This is a genomic window from Rhizobium sp. R711, from assembly GCF_002211365.1.
GTDB lineage: Bacteria > Pseudomonadota > Alphaproteobacteria > Rhizobiales > Rhizobiaceae > Rhizobium.
In genome coordinates, this window is the sequence record NZ_LOKZ01000023.1 from 339,178 (window position 1) to 355,665 (window position 16,488).

Below are 16,488 nucleotides of genomic sequence, written 5' to 3' on the forward strand. Positions count from 1 at the left end.
GCATTTTCTGGTACCGCTGCAGATATCAGAGGCCTTTACTTCGCAGCCGCAAGGCCAGGGTCGCCCTGCTTCTCGAATGTCTGGACTTCCTTGTTATAATAAGTGCCATCATCGGCCTTGGTCACTTCACGCAGATAGATGTTCTGCGTGATGTGGCGGCTTTCCGGATCGATTAAGACCGGACCCCGCGGGCTGACCCACGTCAAACCCTTGACGGCGTCGACGGCCTTTGCCGCGTCCTGCTTGCCGCCAGTTGCTTCGATCATCTTGTAGATAACATGCATGCCGTCATAGGCGCCGACGGCCGGGAAAGACAGCTCTGCCTTGTTGCCGATTGCCTTGGCCGCAGCTTCGACGAACGCCTTGTTTTCAGGAGAGTCATGCGAGACCGCGTAATGGAAGCTCGTCCTTATGCCGAGCGCTGCATCGCCAAGTGCGGGAAGGTCGGATTCCTGCGTCAGGTCGCCCGGCGCGAAGAACTTGATGCCGGCAGCCTTGAGGCCGTTTTCGTTGTAGGCCTTGACGAAGCCGAGCGTGGTCGGACCGGACGGCAGGAAAGCGAAAACGCCCTGAGCGCCGGAATCCTTGATGCGCTGCATGATCGGGCTGAAATCGTTTGTCGACAGTGGCATGCGGATCGCCTCGACGACCTGACCGCCTTCCTTCTCGAAGGCTGCCTTGAAGGCATTTTCCGCGTCGACGCCCGGACCATAGTCGCTGACAACCGAAATGACCTTGCTGACGCCAGCATCGTGGGCAACCTTGGCGATCGGCGTCGAGGTCTGCCACGTCGTGAACGAGGTGCGCACCACGAGCGGGCTCTTCGTCACGATCGCCGATGTGGCCGCGTTCATGATGACGAGCGGCGTATTCGCCTGCTTGAGAATCGGTGTCACGGCCATGGCGTCAGGCGTGAAATAAAAGCCAGCCAGGTACTGGACCTTTTCCTTGACGACCAGTTCCTGCGCCAGTGCCTTGGACTGCGCCGGATCAGCCGCTGGAAGATCGCGATAGATCACTTCCACGGTATTGTCGCCGACTTTGTTGCCATTGAGCGCCATGTAAGCATCGATGCCAGCCTTGAAGTTCTTGCCTTGCAAGGCGAATGGACCGGAGAACGGCCCGACGACGCCAACCTTGATGGTATCGGCATAGGCCGCTGTGCTCATGACAATTGCCGCAACGGCGGCCAGGACAAACCGTTTCATAAAACCTCCCATTGACGACGGCGCACTCCTACGCCGGATTAGCCCAGAGCTAAAATCTCAGCGATAGTGTCTCATTCAAAACGGTAATGTAAAATGAAATAAAAGCCGAATATCATACATCCAGGGTTATGAGTTGCGCTGCCCAATGCGTTTGATGTTGCCGGCCAGTTCAAGCGCCAGACGAAGCGAAGCGGCGGTCGCCATGACCATTTGCGGGAGTATCAGCCATTCAAGCATCCAGGCGGAGCCCGATCGCTCCTGTTCATGGACCAGCGCCTGATGGCAACCCGAAAGCTGGGTTGCATTGAAGCGTGCAAGGGCAACCAGTGTTTCAGCCGCAACCGGATTGTGCTTGTGCGCCATGGCGGACGAACCGCCGCCGCCGGCAAGTTCGATCTCATCGCCGGCCTGCGCCAGAAGCGCAATATCCTGACCGACCTTGCCGAGGCTGCCACTGATGAGCGAAAGCAGATTGGCGAAATCTGCGATCATGCCGCGTTGGCTTTGCCATTGCCGCGTGTCGGAAAGGCCGAGCTCCTGGGCAAGGGCAGCGCGTATTGCCGGCGCCTGATCCTGAAGCTTGTCGAGCGTGCCAGCAGCGCCGCCAAACTGGACAGGAAACCGCTGTTCGGTCAGCCGGTCGCGATAGCCATCAAGGGGTGCCTGCCAGGCTCGAAGACGATCCGACACGGTGATTGGGATTGCCGCCTGCATGCGGGTCCGTCCCATCAGGACTTTCCGTCCAAACCGGGCGTCGAGATCGTCGAACGACCTGGCAAGATGCGAGAGCCGATTTGAAAACAAAAACGCGACAGCCTTCAGCCGAAGCATCAGACTGGTGTCGATGACATCCTGGCTGGTGGCACCGAGGTGAACACAATCCAAATGCGGGCTTCCGACTGCCTTGCGAAGCTGTTTGACGAGATCGGCAACAACAACTCCATCGCGAGCCGTACCGGCCCTCAGTTGCGTCCGATCCGGCTCGAACGTCGCGCAAACGGTGTCGATATGGCGTGCGGCCTCGTGCGAAATCACACCATGGACAGCCTCGGCTCTCGCGAGTGCTGCTTCAAATCCGAGCATGGCGCGAATATCCGCCTGCGCGGAGAAATATGGCGCCGTCTCGTCGTCGCCGACAAGACCGGAGAGAAAGGGATGGTCGAAGGCTGAGATTGTCATCGGTGTCTTTCTTGCAGGAGCCGATAACTGCGCCTGCAATCGTCGCGTTGCAAGGTCCTCCGCACTGCCAGCGTCAGATATCCAGGAACACGGTCTCCCTGTCGCCTTGCAGCCTGATGTCGAAGGTGTAGGTCGAGCCCTCGCGAACGGCAATCAGCGTGTCGACGCGCTCCCGGTGCTCGATGCGCAGGAGCAGCGGATCGGCGTTGTTTGCCTTCCCCTCCTCGGGAAAATACATGCGCGTGTGCAGGCCGATGTTGATGCCGCGGGCAACGATCCAAAAGGTGATGTGCGGCGCCATCTTGCGGCCGTCCTTGAATGGAACGGGACCTGGCTTGACGGTGTCGAAGATGTAAACGCCGTCTTCGGTCCTCGTCGGACAGCGGCCCCAGCCGGCAAAGTTCGGATCTGCCGTGCCACCCATTTCAGATGGGCTGTTATAGAGGCCGGCGCTGTCGGCCTGCCAGATTTCGATGACGGCATCGCGCACCGGCGCGCCGGCACCATCAAGAACGCGGCCGGTCACCGTGATGCGCTCGCCGAGTGTCTTGTCGTTGACCATCACCGTGCCGAGGTCGGTCTCATAGACGCCGTTGATATCACAGAAGTTCGGGGTCAATCCGATATGGACGTAGGGGCCCGCCGTCTGCGAGGGCGTTTCCTTCAGGTAGCCGAGTTCCTGTACCATCAGTTCCCCTCCTTGCGGTTTTCGAACATGGTCGAGCGGCGCCCGCGCAGGACGATGTCGAACTTGTAGGCGCGCGCATCCATTGGGATTGTGTTGCCCCAGTCGAGTGGTGCAATCAATTGCTCAATGGCCCGCTTGTCCGGGATCGTGCCGACGATCGGGCATTTCCAGATCATTGGATCCCCCTCGAAATACATCTGCGTGATGAGACGCTGTGCAAAGCCGTGGCCGAAGATCGAAAAGTGGATGTGGGCCGGCCGCCAGTCGTTGACGCCATTCGGCCAGGGATAGGCACCCGGACGAACGGTCCGAAACGCATAACCGCCGTCATCGTCGGTTATGCAGCGCCCGCAGCCGCCGAAATTCGGATCGATGGCAGCGAGATAGGTTTCTTTCTTATGGCGGTAGCGGCCGCCGGCATTTGCCTGCCAGAACTCGACAAGGGCAGCCGGTACCGGACGTCCGCGCTCATCGAGCACGCGACCATGAACGACGATGCGTTCACCGATGGCACTCTCGCCTGGCTTGGCAAAGTTGTGAATGAGATCATTGTCGAGCTCGCCAATGACAGAATGGCCGAAGACCGGCCCTGTGATCTCCGAGATCGTCCCGTCGAGTGATAGTAAGGCTCGCTGCGGCGAGCGCAAAACCGAGGTCTTGTAGCCGGGGGTAAGGGCAGGCGCGTGCCACGCGCGGTCGCGGGCAAAGAAGGCACCGGTTTCAGGCTTGTTGTTGGTGAGGTCGGACATGACATGTGCCTTTCAGGCCGGCTTTGCGGCGTCCATCTGTTCGAAAACGTGCTTGGCGATCTTGATGGCGTGGTTGGCTGCGGGAACGCCGGCGTAAATTGCCACGTGCAGAAGTGCCTCGCAGATGTCATCTCGTGAGGCGCCAGTATTGGCGGTGGCGCGCACATGCATCGCCACCTCGTCATCCTGCCCGAGTGCAGCAAGGAGGGCGATGGTGACGATAGAGCGTTCGCGGCGCGTCAGCGCAGGCCGCGACCAGACGTGGCCCCAGGCGGCTTCCGTGATCAGGTCCTGAAAAGGCCGGTCGAATGGCGTCGAACTTGCTTCGGCCCGATCGACATGGGCATCACCCAACACGGCTCGACGTGTCGCCATCCCTTGCTCAAAGCGCTCCGACGGCTCGTGGAGTTCACTCATGGGCTCTTTTCTCCGTGCAATGCAAAATCGATGAACGCGCGGATAATTGCCGTCAGCGCCTCGGGCTGCTCCACGCAAGGGATATGGCCGGCGTCGCGAATGATCTCGAAGCGGGCGTTGGGAATGAGCTTGGCCGTCGATTTCACCAGGTCCGGCGGCGTCGAACCGTCCTGATCGCCAACGACGCAGATCGTCGGAACGCTTATCTTGGCGGCGGCCTCGGTGTAGTCGGCATCCCGGACTGCTTCGCAGGTGGCGAGATAGCCTTCCACCGGCTGGCGAACGAGCATATTGGCGTAGCCGTGATAGGCCGTATTCTCGGGTCGCCGGAACGTCGGCGTAAACCACAACTTCATGACGCCATCGACAATGCTGCCGATACCCTTGCTGGCCACGGTTGCAATCCGCGTATTCCAGCTATCGTTGGTACCGATCTTGTGCGCGGTATCGCAAAGGATCAGTCCCTGCACCATGTCAGGACGGGCCTTGTAAAGCGCCTGGGCAATCAAGCCGCCCACCGAAAGCCCACAGAAGAAGGCCTGCTTGACCGCCAGAAGATCGAGCAGTCCAGCAAGATCGGAAGCATGATCTTCGATCGAATAGGGAACCTGACCGACATCGGAAAGCCCGTGGCCACGCTTGTCATAGACTACGATCGCGTAATCTCCGGCCAGTCGCATGATCACGTCGCGCCAGATGCGGAAATCGGTACCAAGCGAATTGACAAAGACAATGACCGGCCTGTCGGCGGGACCGCCGATCAGCTGATAATGGATCGCGATGTCGTTGATACGAGCAAACTGCATGGCGGATCTCCTCTCCGCACCGATCTCCCCCAAGCCGCAATCGACTGGCCAAGAGAGTCTGCACAGACCCAGCTTCAAACTGGATGTTTAATCTGGTTAGGTAAAATGATATTTCGTGGCATTTCAATAACTCGGGAGTTATGAAAACCATGATCGACAATCGCGTCAAGTTTCGTCATCTGCAGACATTTGTCGAGGTCGCTCGCCAGAAAAGCGTGATGAAAGCAGCCGAACTGCTGAATGTCAGCCAGCCGGCGGTGACGAAGACGATCCGCGAGCTGGAAGACGTGCTGGGTGTTGCCGTATTCGAGCGCGATGGACGCGGTATCAGGATCACCCGGTATGGCGACGTCTTTCTCCGTCACGCGGGGGCGGCGCTGACAGCACTGCGCCAAGGGCTCGATTCGGTTTCGCAGGAGCGCTTCGGCGAGGCGCCGCCGATCCGCATCGGCGCATTGCCGACGGTATCGACGCGGATCATGCCCCGCGCCATGGAGCTTTTCCTCAAGGAGAATACCTGGAGCCGCATCAAGATCGTAACAGGCGAGAATGCAGTGCTTCTGGAGCAGTTGCGTGTGGGAGATCTCGATCTCGTCGTCGGACGCCTGGCCGGCGCCGAAAAGATGGCGGGCTTCTCCTTCGAGCATCTCTATTCCGAACAGGTCGTCTTTGCCGTTCGTGCCGGTCATCCGCTCCTGACGTCGCGCCAGTCCCTGTTTGCGAACCTCAGCGAATACACAGTGCTGATGCCTACACGCGCCTCGATCATCCGCCCCTTTGTCGAAAGCTTTTTGATTGCCAACGGCGTGGCGAGCCTGCCGAACCAGATCGAGACGGTTTCGGATTCCTTCGGTCGCGCCTTCGTACGTTCGAGCAACGCCATCTGGATCATCTCCACGGGCGTCGTCGCCACCGACATTGCCGACGGTTTGCTTGAAGTCCTGCCAATCGACACCAGCGAGACAAAAGGGCCGGTTGGGTTGACGATGCGCACTGACGCAATCCCCTCGCTGCCGCTCTCGATCCTGATGCAGACGTTGCGGGAAGCAGCAACGGAGGTTGCCGCGAAAGCCTGAGCGACCCTGTTCCCGATACGGCCTGCGTGGTATCGTCAAGCTCGTGCAACTGCGCGTGGGAGCCACACTATGGGAAGTGCAGCCGCGTTACACGGAACCTGGCGAATGGTGTCTTGGAAACGCAGGATCGCAGCGTCCGGCATCGTTTCAGACGCGATGGGACCAGACCCGATCGGTTTCTTGTCGTACCAACCCGACGGCAGAATGATGGCATTGGTCGTCAGCAGCGAACGGCCAGTCTCCAACGGCAAGATGCCGACGGATTCCGAAAAGGTTGCTCTGTTCGATAGCATGCTCGCCTATGCCGGTACCTACACCTTCGATAACGGCCGCGTTATCCACCATGTCGATGCCAGCTGGAATCCGGCATGGGGCGTGACCGACCTGATCAGGCCTTTCTCCATCGACGGCAGCAGGCTGGTGATCAGGGGCGCGCCGGGCGTGGATCCCACGACTGGTGAGGAAGTCGTTTACGAACTCGAATTCCGCAAGATATGAGCCGTCCGCCGAGCGTCGCCCAAATGCCTCCAAAATTGGCGGCTGCAGCGGTTGACGGCACGAGCCACGCATGCTCCTTCTTTCGACATGGTCCGTCTGCGAAGAGAGCTTCATGTCCAGATGTTTGAGAGATCTTGTGGCGAGCGGCGGAGGCGAATGGCGGCCCGGCTTGCGCAACGCGGCTGAACGCCTGGCCAACTCAGTTTTCGTCGAGGCTTGCAGTGACCTACCAGGCTGATCGCGACCGTACCGCGCGAAAGACCGGATATTTCATCAGTTTCCTGATTCTGGCTTTGCTGGCCGGCTTGCCGATCGCGGTCTGGATGGATGTCAGCGCACTGTCGCAAAACACAGTGAAACGCCAGGCGCAGGACATGAGTTCGCTGGTCACCAGTATCCGTTCCTATTATGCAAGCAATGTGGTCGGGCGCATTCTGGCGGCACATGCCGCCGGCGGCGACGTCGGCACGGTCGTAACGCATGATTACGCGGACATACCCGGCGCCATCCCGATTCCAGCGACGCTTTCCCTCGAACTCGGCGATGTCATCCGCCAGCAGCAGGCCAACATCACCTATCGCTTCCTCTCCGACCTGCCGTTCAAGCGGCGCGCGCCGCATCCTCTGGACGCTTTTGAAACGAACGCTCTGTCGGCACTTCGCGCCGATCCCAAGCAGATGCCGACGGAACTCAGCCGTAGCGGCTTTACGAACACGTTTCGGCTTGTGACCCCCGTCGTGATGGGCGCGGCCTGCGTCACGTGCCACAACACCCATCCGGAAAGCCCGAAGACGGACTGGAAGGTCGGCGATGTGCGCGGCATTCAGGAAGTTATCATCAGGCAACCCTTCGCGCGCAACGTCTTCGCATTCAAATATCTGCTGCTGTATTTCCTTTGCATGGCGGGACTTGGCATCGGCTTCATCGTCTTCCAGCAGCGCCAGAGGGTCCTGATCCAGGGCGTCAACCGCGAGCTGGAATCGGCGAACGAGTTTCTGGCCAGCGTTTCCATGAAAATCTCGCGCTATCTGTCGCCTCAGGTCTACAAGAGCATCTTCAGTGGTCAAAAGGACGTCGTTATCCAGACCGAGCGCAAGCGGCTGACGATTTTCTTTTCGGATATCAAGGATTTCACGGCGACTACCGAGCGGCTGCAACCGGAGGCGCTGACGGAGATGCTGAACGAATATCTGACCGAGATGTCGGCTATTGCGCTGAAGCATGGCGGCACGGTCGATAAGTTCATTGGCGACGCCGTGCTGGTGTTTTTCGGCGATCCGGAAACGAATGGCGCGGTTGAAGACGCGAAGGCCTGTTTGCGGATGGCTGTCGACATGCAGCATCGCCTGGGCGAGCTGAAGGAGAAGTGGCGCCTTGACGGCACCGAGGAACCGTTCGTCGTACGAATGGGGATCAATTCCGGTTATTGCAACGTCGGCAACTTCGGCAGCAATGATCGCATGGACTACACGATCATCGGCGCAGAAGCCAATCTCGCCGCGCGGCTGCAATCCATCGCCGAAGGGGGAAAGATCGTGATCAGCTATGAGACCTTCGCGCTCGTGAAGGACATTGTCGATGCAACGCCCCTGCCACCGATCACCATGAAGGGCATTCACCGCGAGGTGGTGCCTTACGCCGTCAATGGATTGCTGGGTGGCGACCGGAACCTGCGTGTGCTGAGCGAGCACTTTGCTGGCCTCGACCTGCACCTCGATCTGGCGCAGCTTGACCCGGATGAGCGTGAACGCGTGCGTGCCGCGCTTGCTGAAGCGATGGCCGCGATCGACGCGCAGCCGCCGCGCACCTCCTGATACCTTGCAGAATTTGGGGCGAGAGGCGGTGGGACGCATGAACCACCGCCCCTCTCCATGTGCTCTTCCGTGGATAGCGGAAGAGACCTAGTAGGGAAGGCCGACGTAATTTTCCGCAAGCGACGTCGAAGCTGCGCGTGAATGCGTGAGATAGTCGAGTTCGGCCTCCTGGATCTTTTGGTCGAAGTCACCGGTATCAGGAAACCGGTGCATCATCGTGGTCATCCACCAGGAGAAACGAACCGCCTTCCAGACCCGGGCGAGCGCCCTTTGGGAATAGGCATCGATGCCTGCGTTCGAACGATCCTGGTAGTGTTCGATGAGGCCAGAAAACAGATAATGGACATCACTCGCGGCGAGATTGAGACCCTTGGCACCGGTTGGCGGGACGATATGGGCGGCGTCGCCAACAAGGAACATGCGGCCAAAGCGCATCGGTTCGGCCACGAAGGAGCGAAGCGGCGCGATCGACTTTTCGAAGGAAGGCGCGGTAATCAACGTCTCGGCGTGGTGGGCAGGCAGACGTCGGCGCAATTCATCCCAGAAACGGTTGTCGCTCCAATCCTCGATCCTTTCGTCGAGTGGACACTGGATGTAGTAACGACTGCGGTGCTCGGAACGCATGGAACAGAGCGCAAATCCCCGCGGGTGGTTGGCATAGATCAGCTCGTGATTGACAGGAGCAACGTCAGCCAGAATTCCAAGCCACCCGAAGGGGTAGACCTTCTCGAATGTTTTCAGCGATCTTTCCGGCACCGCCTTGCGGCTGACGCCGTGAAAACCATCGCAGCCGGCAATAAAATCGCAATCGATGCGCTGGGTGGTGCCGTCCGTCTCGTAGGTGATGTAAGGGGTCGCTCCATGAAAGTCGTGCGGTTTGACATTCGTCGCCTCGTAGATCGTCTGCGCGCCGCTGATTTTGCGTCGCTCCATCAGGTCGCGGGTGACTTCCGTTTGCCCGTAGACCATGACGCGCTTGCCGCCGGTCAGGCCGAAAAGGTCGATGCGGTGATCGCGCCCGTCGAAGGCAAGTGAAAAACCGTCATGCGGCAGGCCCTCGGCATGCATGCGCGTGCCCGCCTTTGCTTCGTCGATCAGACCGACGGTACCTTCCTCCAGCACACCGGCGCGTACGCGGCCAAGAATATAGTCCTTTCCCACACGGTCCAAGATGACGTTGTCGATACCGGCCTCCGTGAGCAGCTGGCCGAGCAAAAGTCCCGCTGGACCGGAGCCGATGATGGCGACCTTGGTGCGCATGGTGTCCTCCCTTGTCTTTTGTCAAATTGTGACGAGGCAACGGGCAATCAACAATGGACAATTCCGCCATGAAATTGCACAAATCGAACATGCGACGGACGGAAGCGGTAATGACGAGAATTGTTCCGACATACGAGCTATATGGCGAGAACACCGGTAGAAAGCCGGATTTTTGGCTTCATTGCGAAACAATTCCATCCCGCAGCAGCCTGCATCACTTTGAGATCCGGCCGCATCGCCATGACAGTTTCTTTCAGATCTTATACATAGATAGCGGGTCCGGCGAAGCGCTATTCTCAGATGCCTGGCTTCCGATCAAAGCGCAGTCGGTGATCACCGTTCCCCCGGCCCAAGATCACGGTTTTCGCTTCTCCAGGGACATCGACGGCTTCGTCATTACGGTATTGAGTTCGCATCTGAAGGCGATACCCGGCGACCGCAGCCGTCTCGGCGGGTGGATGGCATCGCCGCATCTGACGAACCTCGACATGGGAAATGAGGACGCCCGTTACGTCGCGGCTTGCCTGCAGCGGCTCGGGCGCGAGTTCTCCCAACGCCGGGCCGGACGCAATGATCTGCTGGATGCTTATTTGACCACAGCTTTGCTGCTGACGGCGCGCATTTCTTCCCAAACACAGGAAGATCGGCCCGCTGCCGATGAAAACGAGCGCCGCATGGAGCTCTTGCATGACCTGCTCCAGCGGCATTTCAAATCACATCAGCCGGCAGCTTTCTATGCTAAGGCGCTCGGCATCTCGCCAACGCATCTGAACCGCATCGTGCGCGCCGCGACCGGCCACGGCGCTCACGACCTCATCGCTCGCAAGCTTGTCGACGAGGCAAAGCGCGAGCTGGTGTTCACCTTTGGCAGCGTTCAGGAAATTGCCTATCGGCTTGGTTTTTCGGACCCGGCCTATTTCTCGCGCTTCTTCCTCAAGCAGGCTGGCCAGACACCCCGGTCATGGCGCATGGCGCAGCGTGCAAAGCTCGGCGTCTAAGCCAACACCAGGCGTAGCGCCTTCTGCGTCTCCCTAAGCAGCGACAGGTAGCGATCCGGCATTTCCGCAGCCGGCGCATGCGCGGCCGGCGCCCCGATGTTGATTGCCGCCACCGTTTGCCCGCGATCATTCACAACGGGAACTGCAATGGAACAAAGGCCGATCTCCAGCTCCTGGTCGATCACGGCGTAGCCCTGCTCGCGCACGCGGCGAAACTCCAACAGCAGTTCCTCGACATCTGTCTTGGTGTTCGGAGTATTCGGCTTGAGGTTGGTGCGGGCAAGGATTGCCCTGGCATCGATCTCTGGAAGCGCTGCCAGCAGAACACGTCCCATCGAGGCACAATAGGCGGGAAGACGGCTGCCAGGCGTCAGATTGATTGACATGACACGGCGCTGCGAGGCGCGGGCGATATAGACGATCTCTGTGCTGTCGAGCACCGAGGCCGATGCGCTCTGCCCTGCTTTTTCCGACAGCTGATCGAGATGCGGCTGAATGAGGACGGGCAGGGGCGTTGCCGAGAGATAGGCATGACCGAGCCGCAGAATCTTTGGCGTCAGGGCGAAGAACTTGCCGTCATAGTCGGCATAACCAAGTTCGGCGAGGGTCAGCAGCGACCGGCGTACCGTGGCCCGATCGAGCCCGGTCAGCTTCGCGGCGTCCGCAATCGAAAGGCGCTGGCGCGTCTCCTCGAAGGCTTCGATGACCTTCAGTCCTCTGGCGAAGCCGCTGACGAAATCAGTCTCGCGCATGTTTCCCCGATCTGCTCCCCGAGATGTTTGGATCCGCCGGTCACGCTGGTCATCCAATTTTGCTTTGTCCCAGCCCCCATTTTATGGCTGTTTTTTGCGCTTGATGCGAGAAGGTTTGGCCGTCTTATCCCAATTGATTTGTCGTTCGATATTGCTGCAAAATTGCCCGAGCCAGCGGCCGATCAGGATAGTGGCCGTCTGCCAATGGCAAGTGCGCCTTGGCATAGATTAAACGGCTGCGCTGATCCTGCAGCCTGCGGACCGGATCGGACCGAGGATTGATCGGCTGAGGAAGCTCTCAACATGGTTCGGATTGCCTGGCCTTCGTCTGAATAGCTCTTGGGGGCACTCGTACGAAAAGTGCTCGTCGGCGTGGATTCTGCTGGCAACCCTTAAGCACGAGGGGAGAACGCCAGACAATTCGATCCGTGGTAAGCGCCCGGATCACCGATTACCACGACAGAGATGGTGGATCACTCCGCAGCTTTACTGTTTGCCGGAAGGAACGGGCGGCGGTCGAGTTCGTTGGCTCTGAACGAACCCCTCAGTCGCAAAAGGTCCTTTCGCGCGATCAGGCCGACGAGCTTTCCGGATTGAGGGTCCACGATCGGGACGCGACCCATGTCGGATGAAAGCATGAGGTCGGCTATGAACCCGACAGTATCGTCGGGGTGGCCAACAGGGATCGAGTGATCCGACACGCTCTCGCCGAGCGTTTGGAGCGCGAGTTCGCTGTCGTCCTGCCAACGCAGGATATCAGAGCGGGTTACGATGCCCGCGAGAGCGCCGTTCTCAGTCACGACAGGATAGACACGATGGACTTGCCCGTCCTGCAAGAAGAACGAGCATGCATCGCCGATCGTCATCGATGCGGACAGGGCATCGACGTTCGCGATCATGATTTCCCGCGCTCTGGTCAGTTCGAACGGATCCACTCCATATTCGCGGGTAATATGTTGGCCACGGCGCGCGATTTTTTCCGTCAGGATAGACCGCTTAAGCAGCAGGACGGTAATGGCATACGCGGAGACGGTGGCGACGAGCAGCGGCACCAGAGTGCTCGAGTCGCCTGTGATCTCAAAGGCGAAGAATGTGCCGGTCAAAGGCGCTCGCATGGTGCCGCCCATCATGGCGGCCATTCCCAGAAGGGCCCAAAAACCCGGTTCTCCCGGAAAAGCGAGGCCGACAAGCCAGCCAAGCGCTCCGCCGAGAATGAGGAGAGGCGCGAGAACCCCGCCGGAGGTTCCCGACGAAAGCGCGATCAACCAGATGGCAGCCTTTACAATAAGAATTGTGAGGACGGCTTTCGCCACTATATGGCTTGCGAGCAGATCAGAAATGATGTCGTAGCCGACGCCAAGGACGCGCGGCTCGATCAGCCCGCCGAGCCCGATGAAAACACCACCCAGAGCTGGCCACCACATCCAGTGGATGGGAAGCTCCTCGAAGGCATCTTCGATCTTGTAAAGCAACGTCGTGAGGAGCCCAGATTGCAGGCCGGAGACGATGCCCATTAGCGCGCACAGCAGAATGCCCCACCAAGCGAAGTTGATGTGGAAATTCGTCGGAAAGAGCGGGCCACTGCCGAAGAGAAGAGGCCTCCAACAGATGGAAACAGCGGCCGCAACGGCGACAGGAATGAAACTGCGGGGTTTCCACTCGAACAGAAGCAGCTCCACGGCAAGCATCACCGCAGCGATCGGCGAGCCAAATATCGCGGTCATGCCAGCCGCCGCGCCCGCCACCAGGAGCGTTTTCCGCTCTGCGGCGCTCAGATGGAAGAACTGAGCGAAAAGTGATCCGATCGCCCCACCCGTCATGATGATAGGGCCTTCCGCACCGAATGGTCCCCCGGTTCCGATCGAGATTGCAGACGACAGCGGCTTGAGAAGGGCGACCTTCGGCGACATCCTGCTGCCACCGATCAGAATGGCCTCTATCGCCTCGGGAATACCATGGCCCCGAATTTTTTCCGAGCCAAAGCGCGCCATCAACCCGATTACCAGCCCGCCGATGACAGGAGCCGCGACCATCCAGGCGGACCGCGAAGCGTTCGCAAGAGATGTCGGTTCCACGCTGAGATTTCCGAACCAGACAATATTGGTAACCAGGGAAATCAGATTGACCAGCAGCCAAGCGGCAAATGCTCCGCCCGTTCCCACTATGACAGCCATGGCGACGAGAAGGAGGACCCTTCTGTCGGTCGTAAAATCCCCGGCTTCCCGGCGAGCCAGGCCGCCGGTGAAGTCGTGAGGTCGGTTTTTCGATGCGAATGTCGTTTTGGACAAGTTCTTCTCCACCAGGGGGCAAGCTCAGCTGGTGGCGACATATATCGTAGCACGACATAAATCAACTCGGATTTTGGCGTAAGCGGCCCGGCTCCCTTAGGCGACATCCGTAATGCTTCAGCGAGTTCGTTGGCTCAGGATACTCGGCCAGAGTTTGTCCAGGTACGAGCCCAGACCGGCTATCAGATCTTCGTCTGCCTCAAGACCAATTGACATCTTCGGCAGCCCATCGCTAATGCCGGCGGATTGGCGCGCCTCGGCTCCCAATTCCGGCATGCATCATGGTCGCCGGACGCGCCACAAGGGAGCCGATTCCTCAAAGCGGCTCCGCAAGCGTGATGATCCGAAACTTGGCCACGAACTTCTGTACAGCTTCGATAGCTCCGCCCGGTTCGAAACTGAGCATTGCGCCAAAACCGGCTTGCTGGCGCGCCGATGAGATTTGCGAAGCGCGGCCAGGCGATGGTACGTTCCTCCGTGGCAGTCGTGCCGAGCGAGCACTCGGCCGTTGGGCTCCAGACTGCTCAGCGGGAGGTGAAGCGATTCCATTCCCGACGACGTGACGACAGCGGCCATGCGGCCCTCGAGCTTCGCCAATGTCCAGGCCAGCAGATCCCGGGTTGGATTGGATGTCCGGGAGTATTCGTAAGGCTAAGCTGCTTCGAATTGGCGGAACGCGAAGTTGCTGCAGAAATAAATCGGAGGCGTAACCCGCGCCAAAGGTATCGGCCGCGATCCCACCGCCCGAGCTCGGAAAACGTCTGCGGGTATTGGCAGGGCGCGGCGAAGCCTATCGAGGATCAGGTCTGGACCGAGAAGATCGCGGTGGGGAAGCAACAATAGCTGCGATGACCGATTTGGGCTTTGTCAATTCCAACGCGTACTGACAGTTTCACCCGTACCCTATTGATGTTTTCACCAGCATTCTATTGGCACTTTCACCGCTCCCCTATTACAACTTTCCCCATATCGGTTTGCTCAGAAAATGAAGTGACCATCATGGACGACGAGATTCCGCATTTTCGCTGGATCGTTTCCAAAGAGGGCATCGCGGAGCTCGCTCGTTCGCACGCGGCACCTAATGTTTCCCTTGAACTGCATTTTCGCCCGAGCCGCAGTGCATCGGCTCCTTTTCAGATTCTCGCTTCATAGGATGTCTGGTACGTGGCCGAACTTTCACCGCAACCAAATTCTTATGTTCGGGACCGCAGCCCCACTTCTGTCGTCCCGCGAAGGAACTGTTCTCACATGTCTCACTGCAGCCGTCTCGGCAGCCTCTCTGTCAGGGAACTCTTCAGGTAACACGACATCTTCCTTATCCCAGCGGGCACGAACTCGATGAGAGCGGAAGTCGTAAAATAATTCGAGATTGATCGTTTCCATGATGGTTTCCTCTGGGCGCTTATCAAGCACTCTCCGCCGTAGTCCTTGCGCGCACGGGTGCAAGTACAAGTATATAACCTTCCGCTGTCTTTGCGGACTTGAATAATATCGCATTACGATACATATATTAATCTCGATCCCATTTTATGGCAGGCCCCAGATGGCAACAGATCTTCAAACACAACTTAGTGAGTTTCAGAACCGGCTCGAGAGCTTCGGACGCCGCCAAGGCCGTCGCGCTTTGAGCGCTTCCACTCTGTCCGGCCCGCTATCGGAGCGTCTTCGCAAACGTCTCGACCTGCATCGGGTAGATACCAAGCTCTTGTGGCTGGAATGGCAGTACGACATTTCGCTGCTGGTCGAGGACTTTCGTCGTTGGCTGGGCCGGGTGGATCAGGGTTTTAAAAAGAAGCAGTAGCGAGTCCCCGATCCTCACCTCTGCACGCAAAGCCCGGGCAGGCCCCGCATCCTGCAAGAGTCGGACAATTGCCATCTTCCGTTTTTTCGGGTGTCCGGCATTAGGTTCACGACCCAGCTCTGTAGCGTTCCTAAATACACGGTCGTTTGGCTGGGTATCGACTGAAACCCTTTTAACGGATAAAAAGTTTTACTCGCCTACGATCCGCGTTTTGCCCGGCTTGGGACCATTGATTTATGAAACCTGCAGAAGACCGGTTGACCGCCGTCGACTACAAGGCGCTTGCCGATTTCCGACATGCCCTTCGAAAGTTTCTGGATTTCAGCACCTCCGCGGCGCAGAGGGAAGGCGTACCGCCGCAGCAGCATCAAGCATTATTGGCGATCAAGGGGGTTGACGAGGGAGAGGTTCTGACAATAGGCGCATTGGCAGAGCGATTGCTCATAGCCCCCCATACGGCCACAGAACTCGTCGGCAGGCTCGTTTCCGGAGGCTATCTCACCCGAGAAACTGACAGTACTGATCGGAGGCGGCAGACTTTACACCTAACTCCATTCGCTGAGGAGGTACTGCAGAAGCTCAGTTCCGCCCACTTGCACGAGATACGCGAATTGGCTCCGCACCTCATCCAGATACTCGACCATTTCCGACCATCCTGACTTGGGGGCGAGCGAAATTTACCGGAATAAGCGCCTCAATCTTCTTTTTCCGGAATGCCTTTTACGCCTCTCGAGCCTGTTATCAGGTGCGGCCACGAACGATGCTACGAGGTTCGCGCGCAATGCCCCAAAGGCAAGGCGTGCCGCCCGGGAATTAACGGTCACCGGCACCGTCTTTGCCTTTCCGAAGATGGGCCTTCCGCGACATCGTTATGCGCCTCTGCTTTTCTCCCGCGACCTTGGATGCCAAAGGCGAGACCGCCTTGGGTGTTCCTGATGACGATGCGTGAGGCCA

17 protein-coding genes are annotated in these 16,488 nt (G+C 58.8%); 7 read left to right on the top strand and 10 right to left on the bottom strand.

Features of this window, described 5'->3' with window-relative positions:
• Positions 1 to 35 precede the first annotated feature (35 nt).
• From ATY80_RS19740 to pcaD, 6 genes are all read right to left on the bottom strand, one after another.
• Positions 36 to 1,208 carry an ABC transporter substrate-binding protein gene (locus tag ATY80_RS19740; protein WP_088694013.1) on the bottom strand — a complete coding sequence of 391 codons (1,173 nt, stop codon included), beginning with the start codon at positions 1,206 to 1,208 and terminating at the stop codon, positions 36 to 38.
• A gap of 126 nt (positions 1,209 to 1,334) precedes the next feature.
• The gene (locus ATY80_RS19745) at positions 1,335 to 2,387 is read right to left on the bottom strand and encodes a 3-carboxy-cis,cis-muconate cycloisomerase (protein WP_088694014.1); all 1,053 of its coding nucleotides are present in this window, start codon (positions 2,385 to 2,387) and stop codon (positions 1,335 to 1,337) included.
• A gap of 73 nt (positions 2,388 to 2,460) precedes the next feature.
• Entirely contained in the window at positions 2,461 to 3,075 is a 615-nt protein-coding gene (gene pcaG, locus ATY80_RS19750) for a protocatechuate 3,4-dioxygenase subunit alpha (protein ID WP_088694015.1), read from the bottom strand.
• A complete protein-coding gene (gene pcaH / locus ATY80_RS19755; RefSeq protein WP_088694016.1) occupies positions 3,075 to 3,824 on the bottom strand; it encodes a protocatechuate 3,4-dioxygenase subunit beta in 750 nt (249 codons plus the stop codon). The genes pcaG and pcaH overlap by 1 nt, the downstream gene beginning before the upstream one ends.
• A gap of 12 nt (positions 3,825 to 3,836) precedes the next feature.
• Positions 3,837 to 4,241 carry a 4-carboxymuconolactone decarboxylase gene (gene pcaC / locus ATY80_RS19760; protein WP_088694017.1) on the bottom strand — a complete coding sequence of 135 codons (405 nt, stop codon included), beginning with the start codon at positions 4,239 to 4,241 and terminating at the stop codon, positions 3,837 to 3,839.
• Entirely contained in the window at positions 4,238 to 5,047 is an 810-nt protein-coding gene (gene pcaD, locus ATY80_RS19765; RefSeq protein WP_088694018.1) for a 3-oxoadipate enol-lactonase, read from the bottom strand. Before pcaD ends, pcaC begins: the two co-directional genes overlap by 4 nt.
• 149 nt (positions 5,048 to 5,196) lie before the next feature.
• On the opposite strand from pcaD, the gene pcaQ reads away from it, so the two are divergent.
• From pcaQ to ATY80_RS19780, 3 genes are all read left to right on the top strand, one after another.
• Complete coding sequence (gene pcaQ, locus ATY80_RS19770; protein ID WP_088694019.1) at positions 5,197 to 6,123, top strand: pca operon transcription factor PcaQ; 927 nt, start codon at positions 5,197 to 5,199, stop codon at positions 6,121 to 6,123.
• Positions 6,124 to 6,192: 69 nt separating this feature from the next.
• Complete coding sequence (locus ATY80_RS19775) at positions 6,193 to 6,621, top strand: lipocalin-like domain-containing protein (protein ID WP_088694020.1); 429 nt, start codon at positions 6,193 to 6,195, stop codon at positions 6,619 to 6,621.
• Positions 6,622 to 6,842: 221 nt separating this feature from the next.
• A complete protein-coding gene (locus ATY80_RS19780) occupies positions 6,843 to 8,435 on the top strand; it encodes an adenylate/guanylate cyclase domain-containing protein (RefSeq protein ID WP_088694091.1) in 1,593 nt (530 codons plus the stop codon).
• Between the two features lie 87 nt (positions 8,436 to 8,522).
• On the opposite strand, the gene pobA is transcribed toward ATY80_RS19780, so the two are convergent.
• Positions 8,523 to 9,695: a 4-hydroxybenzoate 3-monooxygenase gene (pobA, locus tag ATY80_RS19785; RefSeq protein ID WP_088694021.1), complete on the bottom strand. Its 1,173-nt coding sequence runs from the start codon at positions 9,693 to 9,695 to the stop codon at positions 8,523 to 8,525.
• A 110-nt stretch (positions 9,696 to 9,805) separates the two neighbouring features.
• Between pobA and ATY80_RS19790 the strand changes: the two genes are divergently transcribed.
• On the top strand, positions 9,806 to 10,693 hold the full coding sequence (locus ATY80_RS19790) for a helix-turn-helix domain-containing protein (protein WP_088694092.1): 888 nt from the start codon (positions 9,806 to 9,808) through the stop codon (positions 10,691 to 10,693).
• Here the strand turns inward: ATY80_RS19790 and ATY80_RS19795 are convergent.
• The 3 genes from ATY80_RS19795 to ATY80_RS30170 form a co-directional block, all read right to left on the bottom strand.
• Positions 10,690 to 11,445: an IclR family transcriptional regulator C-terminal domain-containing protein gene (locus ATY80_RS19795; RefSeq protein WP_088694022.1), complete on the bottom strand. Its 756-nt coding sequence runs from the start codon at positions 11,443 to 11,445 to the stop codon at positions 10,690 to 10,692. The genes ATY80_RS19790 and ATY80_RS19795 overlap by 4 nt on opposite strands.
• A 473-nt stretch (positions 11,446 to 11,918) precedes the next feature.
• Entirely contained in the window at positions 11,919 to 13,733 is a 1,815-nt protein-coding gene (locus tag ATY80_RS19800; RefSeq protein WP_245306892.1) for a chloride channel protein, read from the bottom strand.
• Positions 13,734 to 14,012: 279 nt separating this feature from the next.
• The gene (locus ATY80_RS30170) at positions 14,013 to 14,330 is read right to left on the bottom strand and encodes a hypothetical protein (RefSeq protein ID WP_348626654.1); all 318 of its coding nucleotides are present in this window, start codon (positions 14,328 to 14,330) and stop codon (positions 14,013 to 14,015) included.
• A 402-nt stretch (positions 14,331 to 14,732) separates the two neighbouring features.
• On the opposite strand from ATY80_RS30170, the gene ATY80_RS29055 reads away from it, so the two are divergent.
• The 3 genes from ATY80_RS29055 to ATY80_RS19815 all read left to right on the top strand — a co-directional run bounded on the left by ATY80_RS29055 (position 14,733) and on the right by ATY80_RS19815 (position 16,193).
• Positions 14,733 to 14,885, top strand: coding sequence for a hypothetical protein (locus ATY80_RS29055; protein WP_189637217.1), 153 nt, complete (start codon positions 14,733 to 14,735; stop codon positions 14,883 to 14,885).
• A gap of 391 nt (positions 14,886 to 15,276) precedes the next feature.
• On the top strand, positions 15,277 to 15,534 hold the full coding sequence (locus ATY80_RS28690) for a hypothetical protein (protein WP_141105577.1): 258 nt from the start codon (positions 15,277 to 15,279) through the stop codon (positions 15,532 to 15,534).
• Positions 15,535 to 15,770: 236 nt separating this feature from the next.
• Positions 15,771 to 16,193: a helix-turn-helix domain-containing protein gene (locus ATY80_RS19815; RefSeq protein WP_088694024.1), complete on the top strand. Its 423-nt coding sequence runs from the start codon at positions 15,771 to 15,773 to the stop codon at positions 16,191 to 16,193.
• Positions 16,194 to 16,488 lie beyond the last annotated feature (295 nt).